Here is a 9935-nt window from a genome sequence, read left to right on the forward strand (position 1 = left end):
GGTACGGTCACCTTCGACTTCGGTGACGGCACCCCGTCCGTCACCGCACCCGTGACGGACGGCACCGCCACCGTCTCCCACGCCTGGGCGAGCACCTCCGGCAGCCCGTACGCCCTCACGGCCGAGTACAGCGGGGACGCCGATTTCAGCCCCTCCACGGGGACCGGAACGCAGTCCGTCGCCCAAGCCGCGACCACGACCACCGTGACCTCCTCGCCCGATCCCTCGGTGACGGGCCGGCCGGTGGACCTCACCGCGACGGTCTCCGCGGCCGTGCCGGGTGCCGGCACCCCCACGGGCACCGTCACCTTCGACTTCGGCGACGGCACCCCCGCCGTCACCGCCACGGTCATCGCCGGTGTGGCCACCGTGCGGCACACCTGGACCGGCACCTCCGGCAGCCCGTACACCGTGACGGCCGACTACAGCGGGGACCTCGACTTCGGTCCCTCCACCGGCACCGACAGCCAGACCGTCGGCCAGGCCGCCGCCGCCCTGTCCCTGTTCTCCTCCCCGGATCCGTCCGTGGCCGGACAGGAGGTCACCTTCACCGCCCTGGTCTCCGTGGTTCCCCCGGGCGCGGGCACCCCCACCGGGACCGTCACCTTCGATTTCGGCGACGGCACCGCGCCCGTCACCGCACCGGTCGTCTCCGACGCGGCGACCGTGACGCACGCCTACGCGAATTCGACCGGCAGCCCCTACACGGTCACCGCCACCTACCACGGTGACGACGACTTCGCCACCGCCACCGCCACCGACGTCCACACGGTGGCGGTCAGCGCCGCCACCACACTGACGACCGTGAGCTCCTCGCCGGACCCCTCGGTGACGGGCCGGTCGGTGACCTTCACCGCGACCGTGGCCCCGACCCCGCCCGGCGCCGGGGTGCCGACCGGAACGGTCACCTTCAGCTTCGGCGACGGAACGGCGGCCGTCACGGCCTCGCTCTCCGGCGGGGTCGCCGCCGTCACCCACGCCTACACCACCGCGACGGGCAGCCCGTACACCGTGACCGCGCTCTACAGCGGGGACGCCAACTTCAGCTCCTCCTCGGGCACGGACAGCCAGACGGTCGATCCGGCGTCGACACTGACCACGGTGGTCACCGCGCCGGACCCGTCCGTGGTCGGCCAGCCGGTGACCCTCACCGCGACCGTCGCACCGGTCGCACCGGGTGCCGGGGTGCCGACCGGCGCGGTCACCTTCGACTTCGGGGACGGCACTCCGCCCACCACGATCTCGCTCTCCGACGGGGTCGCCCGGATCACCCACACCTACACGGCCGCGGGCGGTCCCTACACGGTGACCGCGCTCTATGAGGGGGACGACAGCTTCTCCTCGTCGAGCGGGAGTGACACCCAGACGGTGGGCAGGTCCGCGACGACGACCTCGGTGGTGTCTTCTCCGGATCCCACGGTGGTGGGGCAGTTGACCACGGTGACGGCTTCGGTGGTGTCGGTCGCGCCGGGTGCGGGGGCGCCGTCGGGTGCGGTCACGTTCAACTTCGGTGATGGCGGTCCGACGTTGACGGCGCCGGTCAGCGATGGGCTGGCGGTGGTGACGCACACGTATGGGAGTACGGCGGGGAGTCCGTTCGCGATCACTGCGACGTATGACGGGGATGCGAATTTCACCTCGTCGAGCGGGAGTGACACTCAGACCGTCGGTAAGGCGGCCACCACCACGGCGGTCATCTCCTCGCCCGATCCCACGGTCGTCGGCCAGCCCACCACCCTCACGGCCTCGGTCGCCTCCGTGGTGCCCGGGGCCGCCGCCCCCACCGGTACGGTCACCTTCAGCTTCGGCGACGGCACGGCGGCCGTCACGGCCTCGCTCTCCGACGGCATCGCGACCGTCACCCACACCTACACCACCAGGTCCGGCAGCCCCTTCCCCCTTACGGCGACCTACAACGGGGATGCCGGCTTCACCTCGTCGAGTGGGGGTGATGCGCAGACGGTGGGCCGGGCGGCGACGACGACGGCGGTGGTTTCTTCGCCGGATCCGTCGGTGGCGGGGCAGGCGGTGACGTTGACGGCGACGGTTGCCGCGGTGGCGCCGGGGGCCGGTACTCCGACGGGTACGGTCACCTTCAGTTTTGGTGATGGCACCAGCGCCGGCGCCGCCACCCTCTCCGGCGGTACCGCGACCGTCACGCACACCTACGCCAGCAGGTCCGGCAGCCCCTTCCCGGTCACGGCCACCTACAACGGGGACGCCAACTTCGCGGCCTCCACCGGCAATGACACCCAGACGCTCACCAAGAACGCGACCACCACCACGGTGACCTCCTCTCCCGACCCCTCGGTGTCCGGCGGGACGGTGACCGTCCGGGCGACGGTCTCTTCCGCTTCCGGTACGCCGACCGGCACGGTCACCTTCAGTTTCGGTGACGGCACCAGCACCGCCACCGCGACCCTCTCCGGCGGGATCGCCACCGTCACCCACGCCTACACGACCACCACCGGGAGCCCGTTCACCCTCACGGCCACCTACGGTGGGGACGCCAGCTTCAACGGCTCCACCGGCACCGACACCCAGACCGTCAACCGGGCCACGACCACCACCACCGTGGTCTCCACGCCCAACCCCGCCACGACGGGTGACCGGATCACGGTCACCGCGACCGTGGTTCCCGTCGCCCCCGGAGCGGGCACGCCTACCGGAACCGTCACCCTCGCCATCACGGGCCGCACTCCCCTGACCGTGCCTCTGGTCGGCGGCACGGCCAGTGCGTCGTTCAATCCGCTGCCGAAGGGCTCCTCCTTGGTCACCGGCAACTACAACGGCGACGTCAGCTTCGCGCCGTCCGCCGGAACCACGGTCCAGACGGTGAACTGACGGAAGTGGTCCGGTTGGCGCGTCCGTTACTTACCCGCGCCCGCCGGAGTCGTGAAGAATCCGGACGCGACGACGGGCGCTGAATCCAGGGGAGTTGCGACCGGATCTACGCGTCACCCTTGGCAGCGTCAGTGCAATGTGAAATATTACTGACGTGCTCACGAGAAGCAGCTCGGATGTCATCGTCGTCGGAGCGGGCGTGGTCGGCGCGGCCTGTGCCTACTACGCGGCCCGCGCCGGCCTCTCCGTCACCGTGATCGACCGCGGACCCGTCGCGGGCGGCACCACGGGAGCCGGGGAGGGCAACCTCCTGGTCTCCGACAAGGAGCCCGGCCCCGAACTCGATCTCGCGCTGCTGTCCACCGGGTTGTGGCAGGAGCTGGCGGAACTGCTCCCGCCGCAGATCGAGTACGAGCCCAAGGGCGGCCTCGTGGTCGCCGCCGACGAAACCGGGATGCGGGCCCTGCGGGACTTCGCGGCCGGACAGGGCAAGGCCGGTGTGCGGGCGGAGGAAATCCCCGCGGACCGGTTGCGGGAGCTGGAACCGCATCTGACTTCCGGCCTGGCGGGGGGCTTTCACTATCCGCAGGACGCTCAGGTGATGCCGGCCCTGGCCGCCGCCCATCTCCTGCGCGCGGGCGGTGAGCGGGTGCGCCGGAGGCTCGGTGAGGAGGTCACCGGCCTGCTGACCACGGCGGACGGAGCGGTGCGGGGGGTGTGTACGGCGGCCGGCGAGGTCTCTGCCCCGTACGTGGTCAATGCGGCCGGCACCTGGGGCGGCGAGTTCGCCCGGCTCGCGGGCGTGGAACTCCCGGTGCTGCCGCGCCGCGGCTTCGTGCTCGTCACGGAACCGCTGCCGCGAGTGGTACGGCGCAAGGTGTACGCGGCCGACTACGTGGCCGACGTCGCCAGCGGCTCGGCGGCACTCCAGACCTCGGCGGTGGTCGAGGGCACCGCAGCCGGGCCCGTCCTGATCGGCGCCAGCCGGGAACGGGTCGGCTTCGACCGGACGGTGTCGACCGAGGTCCTGCGCCGCCTGGCGGCCCAGGCCACCGCCCTGTTCCCGGTCCTCGCCGGGGTCCGCGCGATGCGGACGTATGTGGGGTTCCGCCCGTACCTGCCCGACCATCTGCCGGCCATCGGCCCCGATCCGCGGGTGCCCGGTCTGCTGCACGCCTGCGGTCACGAAGGCGCGGGGATCGGCCTCGCCCCGGCCACCGGGCTGCTCATCGCGCGGTCCCTGAGCGGGGGCGAACCGCCCCTGGACCCGGGCCCGTTCAGCCCCGCCCGCTTCGAAGCCGCCGTCTGACCCGTCCGCTACGAGAGGAGGCCCGCAGTGGCCCGTACCCCCGCCGAACTGGCCGGGGCGCACCCCGGCGCATCGTTCGAGATCACGATGGACGGCCGTCCGGTCCCCGCGCTGCCCGGCCAGTCCGTCGCCGCGGCCCTGTGGTCCGCCGGCATCCTCGCCTGGCGCACCACCCGCACCACCGGCCGCCCGCGGGGTGCCTTCTGCGGTATCGGGCAGTGCTACGACTGTCTCGCCACCATCAACGGGGAGCCCAACCGCCGGGCCTGTCTGGTGCCCGCGAGCCCCGGCGACGTGATCACCACCCAGGAGGGACACGGCCATGCCCGCATCGGCGTCTGACCCGTACGACCTCGCGGTGATCGGCGCGGGGGCCGCCGGTCTCGCCGGCGCCGTCACGGCCGCCGAACTCGGCCTGAACGTGGCCCTGTTGGACGCCGCACCGCAGACCGGCGGCCAGTTCTACCGGCATCCGGCACCGGCCGTGGGCGCGGCCCGGCCCGAAGCCCTGCACCATGACTGGGCGGCCTTCGCCGCACTGCGCCGGCGCCTGGAGCGGAGCGATGTCCGTCACCTGTCCGGGCACCATGTCTGGGCCGTCACGAAGGAGGACGGTGAGCTGTGGGCGGCGCACGCCGTCACCGGGCCGGACGGCACCGGGGAGCAATCGGTCCGGGTGCGGGCCCGTACGGTCCTGTTCGCGACCGGCGCCTATGAGCGCCAACTCCCCTTTCCCGGCTGGACCGTACCGGGGGTCGTGGGCGCCGGGGGAGCGCAGGCCATGCTCAAGTCGGGCTTGGTGCTGCCCGGCAAGCGGATCGTCGTGGCGGGCAGCGGACCCCTGCTGCTGGCGGTCGCCTCGTCGCTGGCCGCCGCCGGTGCGCAGGTCCCCGCCGTGATCGAGGCGTCCGGCTATCTGGGGTACGCACGACACCCCGGCGTGCTCGCCGCCAATCCGCACAAGCTCGTCGAGGCGGCGGTCCACGGGGCCGCCCTGCTGCGGCACCGGGTCCGGCTGCGCACCCGCAGCGCGGTCACCGAGGTGCACGGCACCGACCGGGTGGCGGCCGTCACCGTCACCCGGCTCGACCGCGACTGGCGGCCCGTACGAGGGACGGGCCGGCGGATCGCATGCGACGCCCTCGCGGTGGGCCACGGCCTGGTCCCGCAGATCGAACTGGCCACCGCACTCGGCTGTGCCACCCGCCGCACCGCGGACGGAACCTCCGCCCTGGACCTGACCGCCCTTCAGGAAACCTCCGTACGCGGGCTGTGGGCGGCGGGGGAGACCGGGGGAGTGGGCGGCGCCCCGCTCGCCCGAGTGGAAGGCGAACTGGCCGGGCGCGCGGCAGCCGCCCGACTCCAGGGGCGTCCGGCCGACGAAGGGCGCGTACGGGCGCTGCGGCGTCGGCGGGACCGGATGCGTGCCTTCGCCGAGGCGATGGCCGTCAGCCATGCACCGGCGGCGGGCTGGACGGGCTGGCTGACCGATGACACGGAGGTCTGCCGCTGCGAGGAGGTGACCGCCGGAACGATCCGCGAGGCTGTCACCGGCCTCGGCGCCCGTGACGCCCGCACCGTCAAGCTCCTCACCCGGGCAGGGATGGGCTGGTGCCAGGGGCGGATGTGCGGGACGGCGGCGGCGTGCCTCGCGGCAGGCGACGGCGCGGTGGAACCACTCGCCGAACGCCGCCCGTTCGCGGTACCCGTTCCGCTCTCGGCGCTCGCCTCGGCCGACGACCCCGCCGCAAGCCGGCCGGCCGCCGCTCCGCCCGTCGACGACTGACCGCCGGTCGCCCTTGTGGCGGCCACGGACGACTAAATAAAATGTCACACGCTACAGAAGGGTTCACCGGCATGACCGCCCACACCTGGAACAGCACCCGCCCCTGGCGCGGCATCATGGTCGCCACGGCGCTGCCGCTGCGTGACGACCTGTCCGTCGACCATGACGCCTATGCCCAGCACGTCCGTTGGCTGATCGAGCAGGGCTGCGACGGCGTCGTACCGAACGGCTCGCTCGGCGAGTACCAGACCCTCACCGACGACGAGCGGGCCCGTGTGGTGCGGACCGCGGTCGAAGCGGCGGGCGACGGCGCGCGGGTGATGCCCGGCGTCGCCGCCTACGGCAGCGCCGAGTCCCGCCGCTGGGCGGAGCAGGCGGGCGAGGCGGGCTGCGGATCGGTCCTCCTGCTGCCCCCGAACGCCTACCGCGCCGACGAACCGGCCGTCCGCGCCCACTACGCCGAGGCCGCCAAGGCGGGGGTGCCGGTCGTCGCGTACAACAACCCCCTCGACACCAAGGTGGATCTGACACCCGGGCTGCTGGCCCGGCTGCACCAGGACGGCAGCATCGTCGCGGTCAAGGAATTCTCCGGCGACGTACGGCGCGCCTACGAGATCGCCGAACTCGCCCCGGAACTCGACCTGTTGATCGGCGCGGACGATGTCCTGCTCGAACTCGCCGTGGCCGGTGCGGTCGGCTGGGTCGCCGGCTACCCCAACGCCTTCCCCGCCACCTGCGCCACGCTGTACCACGCCGCCGTCGCCGGTGACCTGGACACCGCCCTGCCGCTCTACAAGTCCCTGCACCCGCTGCTGCGCTGGGACTCGAAGACCGAGTTCGTCCAGTGCATCAAGCTGTCCATGGACCTCGTCGGCCGCCACGGGGGCCCCGCCCGCCCGCCGCGCTCCCCGCTCACCGGGGAGATCGAGGCCGAGGTCCGGGCCGCCACCGAGAAGGCCGTGGCCGCCGGACACCACTGACCGCATCCGTGCCGCTTCGAAAGGACTCATGGTGCGTACGCGTCATGTCTTCCACGCCGTCGACTCGCACACCGAGGGCATGCCCACGCGCGTGATCACCGGTGGCGTCGGGGTGCTGCCCGGCGCCACCATGGCCGAGCGCAGACTCCACTTCATCGAGCACCTCGACCACCTCAGGACACTCCTGATGTACGAGCCGCGCGGGCACTCCGCCATGAGCGGCGCCATCCTCCAGCCGCCCACCCGCCCCGACGCCGACTACGGCGTCCTCTACATCGAGGTCTCCGGTCTGCTGCCGATGTGCGGGCACGGCACCATCGGGGTCGCCACCGTCCTCGTCGAGTCGGGCATGGTGCCGGTGACCGAGCCGGTCACCCCGGTGCGGCTCGACACCCCGGCCGGTCTGGTCGCCGTCGACGTACAGGTGGCGGACGGGGTGGCGAAGTCGGTCACCCTCACCAATGTGCCCGCCTTCTGCGCCGGCCTGGACCGCACCGTGGAGGTCCCGGGGTACGGGAGGGTCACCTACGACCTCGCCTTCGGCGGCAACTTCTACGCCTTCGTCGAACTCGACGCGCTGGGGCTGCCGTTCGACCGGGCCCGCAAGGACGATCTGCTGGCCGCCGGACTGGCCGTCATGGCGGCGATCAACGCCTCGCCGGACCGGCCGGTCCACCCCGAGCAACCGGAGATCGCCGGGGTCAAGCATGTCTACCTGGCCGCCCCCGGCTCGGACGCCCGCCACTCACGGCATGCGATGGCGATCCACCCGGGCTGGTTCGACCGCTCGCCCTGTGGCACCGGCACTTCGGCACGGATGGCGCAGCTGCACGCCCGCGGTGAACTGCCCCTGGACCGTGACTTCGTCAACGAGTCCTTCATCGGCACCCGTTTCACCGGCCGGCTGGTCGCCGAGACCGAGGTCGGCGGACGGCCCGCCGTGGTGCCGACCGTCACCGGCCGCGCCTGGATCACTGGTACCGCCCAGTACTTCCTCGACCCGGACGACCCCTTCCCCGGAGGCTTCCTCCTGTGACCACCGCCGTCTCTTCCGTCATCTCCCGCAATCCGGCCGATCCGTCCGATGTACTGGTGTCGGTTCCGGCCCCCGGAGCCTTCGCCGCGGCGGATGCCGTCGAGCGGGCCCGCGCGGCCCAGCCCGGCTGGCTGGCCGGTGGTGCCGCCGCCCGCTCGGCCGCCCTGGGCGCGGTCGCCACCGCCCTGGAGGCCGCCGCGGACGAACTGGCCGCGCTCGCCGTACGCGAAGTGGGCAAGCCGCTCACCGAGGCGCGCGCCGAGATCGCCAGAAGCGTCGCGATCTGGCGCTACTACGCCCAGGCCCCCTACGAACCCCTCGGCGCTGTGCACGAGACCGCCGTCGGCCCGGGGCTGCTGCTGACCCGCCGCCGTCCCTACGGGGTCGCCGGCCTCCTCACCCCCTGGAACTTCCCGTTCGCCATCCCGAGCTGGAAGGCGGCTCCGGCACTCGCCGCGGGCAACGCGGTGGTCCTCAAGCCCGCCCCCGAGGCGACGGCCTGCGCCCGGCGCCTCGCCGCCCTCGTCGAGCAGGCCCTGCCGGCCGGGGTGTGCACCGTGCTGCCCGGCGGAGCGACCGAGGGCAACGCCCTCGTCTCCGTCGCCGATGTCGTCTCCTTCACCGGCTCGACGACCGTCGGCCGCGCGGTCGTGCAGGCCGCCACGGCCCGGGGCATCCCGGTCCAGGCCGAGATGGGCGGTCTGAACGCGGCCCTGGTCCTCCCGGACGCGGACATCGAGCAGGCCGCGCGCCATATCGCCACCGCGATCGCCGGATACGCGGGCCAGAAGTGCACCGCCACCCGGCGGGTGATCGCGGTCGGACCGGCGCTCGGCCCCCTGCGGGAAGCGCTCGCGGAAGCCCTGCGGGCGGTGCCGGTCGGTGACCCGGCCGACCCCGCCACCGTATGCGGGCCGCTCATCAACGAGCAGGCCCGCGACCGGGTCACCCGCGCCCGGGACGGCCTCTCGGTCCTCGCGGGCGGCACCGCGCCCGGCCTCCCCGGCTGGTACGCGGCCCCGACCCTGGTCGAGCAGCTGCCCCCGGGCCATCAGCTGCTGCGCGAGGAGGTCTTCGGACCGGTCGCCGCGCTGCTGCCCGCCGACGACCTGGCCCACGCGGTCCGGATCTCCAACTCGGTCCCGTACGGCCTGGTCACCTCGGTCCACTCGGCCGGTCTGGACCCGGTCCTGCACGGGCTCGACCAGCTCGACACCGGAATGATCAGAGTCAACGCCCCGTCCACCGGAGTCGACTTCCATCTGCCGTTCGGCGGCGCCAAGGAATCCGGCCACGGACCGCGGGAACAGGGCCGCGCCGCCCTGGAGTTCTACACCTCCAGCCGTACGTACACCCTCTCCACCGTGGGAACAATGTGAAATTGTATGCTGGTGATCCGCTCCGCCAGGAAGGGATCACCACCGCTATGGGGCACCTGAAGCACCGCGATCTCAACGCCACCCGGGAGCGGCTGCGCGACCAGGTCGCCCATGCCCTGCGAGCCGCCCTGATCTCCGGTGAACTGCGGCCGGGGGAGGTGTACTCGGCGCCGGTCCTGGCCGAGGACTTCGGGATCTCGGCCACGCCCGTGCGCGAGGCGATGCTCGACCTGGCGCGCGAGGGCCTGGTCGAGCCCGTCCGCAACAAGGGCTTCCGGGTCACCGAGGTCAATGAGCGCGACCTCGACCAGTACACCGAGATCCGCGCGCTCATCGAGATTCCCATGGTCGGCCGGATCACCCGCTCCGCCGCCCGTGCGGAGCTGGCGGCGCTGCGGCCGGTCGCCGAGGAGATCGTGCGCGCCGCGCGCGACCACGACCTCATCGGCTACCTGGAGGCCGACCGGCAGTTCCACCTCGAACTGCTCGGCCTCAGCGGCAACGACCGTCTCGTCGAGACCGTCGGTGACCTGCGCAAGCGCTCACGGCTCTACGGGCTCACGGCCCTGGACGAGCGGGGCGAGCTGATCCCGTCGGCCGA

The 9935-nt window shown here is 72.9% G+C and carries 8 protein-coding genes; all 8 read left to right on the forward strand.

Annotated features, from left to right (window positions below):
• Positions 1–2844: beta strand repeat-containing protein (locus ACZ4XD_RS36595; protein WP_468049783.1), on the forward strand; the 2844-nt coding region annotated here is incomplete at its 5' end.
• Between the two features lie 154 nt (positions 2845–2998).
• Positions 2999–4153: an NAD(P)/FAD-dependent oxidoreductase gene (locus ACZ4XD_RS36600; RefSeq protein WP_468049785.1), complete on the forward strand. Its 1155-nt coding sequence runs from the start codon at positions 2999–3001 to the stop codon at positions 4151–4153.
• A 27-nt stretch (positions 4154–4180) separates the two neighbouring features.
• On the forward strand, positions 4181–4495 hold the full coding sequence (locus ACZ4XD_RS36605; RefSeq protein WP_468049787.1) for a (2Fe-2S)-binding protein: 315 nt from the start codon (positions 4181–4183) through the stop codon (positions 4493–4495).
• Positions 4476–5939, forward strand: a complete 1464-nt coding sequence (locus ACZ4XD_RS36610) for an FAD/NAD(P)-dependent oxidoreductase (protein WP_468049789.1) — start codon at positions 4476–4478, stop codon at positions 5937–5939. Before ACZ4XD_RS36605 ends, ACZ4XD_RS36610 begins: the two co-directional genes overlap by 20 nt.
• A 71-nt stretch (positions 5940–6010) precedes the next feature.
• Positions 6011–6919 (forward strand): dihydrodipicolinate synthase family protein, encoded by a 909-nt coding sequence (locus tag ACZ4XD_RS36615; RefSeq protein ID WP_468049790.1) that lies wholly within the window; start codon positions 6011–6013, stop codon positions 6917–6919.
• A gap of 31 nt (positions 6920–6950) precedes the next feature.
• The gene (locus ACZ4XD_RS36620) at positions 6951–7955 is read left to right on the forward strand and encodes a proline racemase family protein (protein WP_468049796.1); all 1005 of its coding nucleotides are present in this window, start codon (positions 6951–6953) and stop codon (positions 7953–7955) included.
• The gene (locus tag ACZ4XD_RS36625) at positions 7952–9334 is read left to right on the forward strand and encodes an aldehyde dehydrogenase family protein (RefSeq protein WP_468049792.1); all 1383 of its coding nucleotides are present in this window, start codon (positions 7952–7954) and stop codon (positions 9332–9334) included. Before ACZ4XD_RS36620 ends, ACZ4XD_RS36625 begins: the two co-directional genes overlap by 4 nt.
• Before the next feature lie 47 nt (positions 9335–9381).
• A partial coding sequence (locus ACZ4XD_RS36630; RefSeq protein WP_468049794.1) for a GntR family transcriptional regulator occupies positions 9382–9935 on the forward strand: 554 nt, incomplete at its 3' end.

This window comes from Streptomyces sp. NPDC029466 (genome assembly GCF_055574515.1).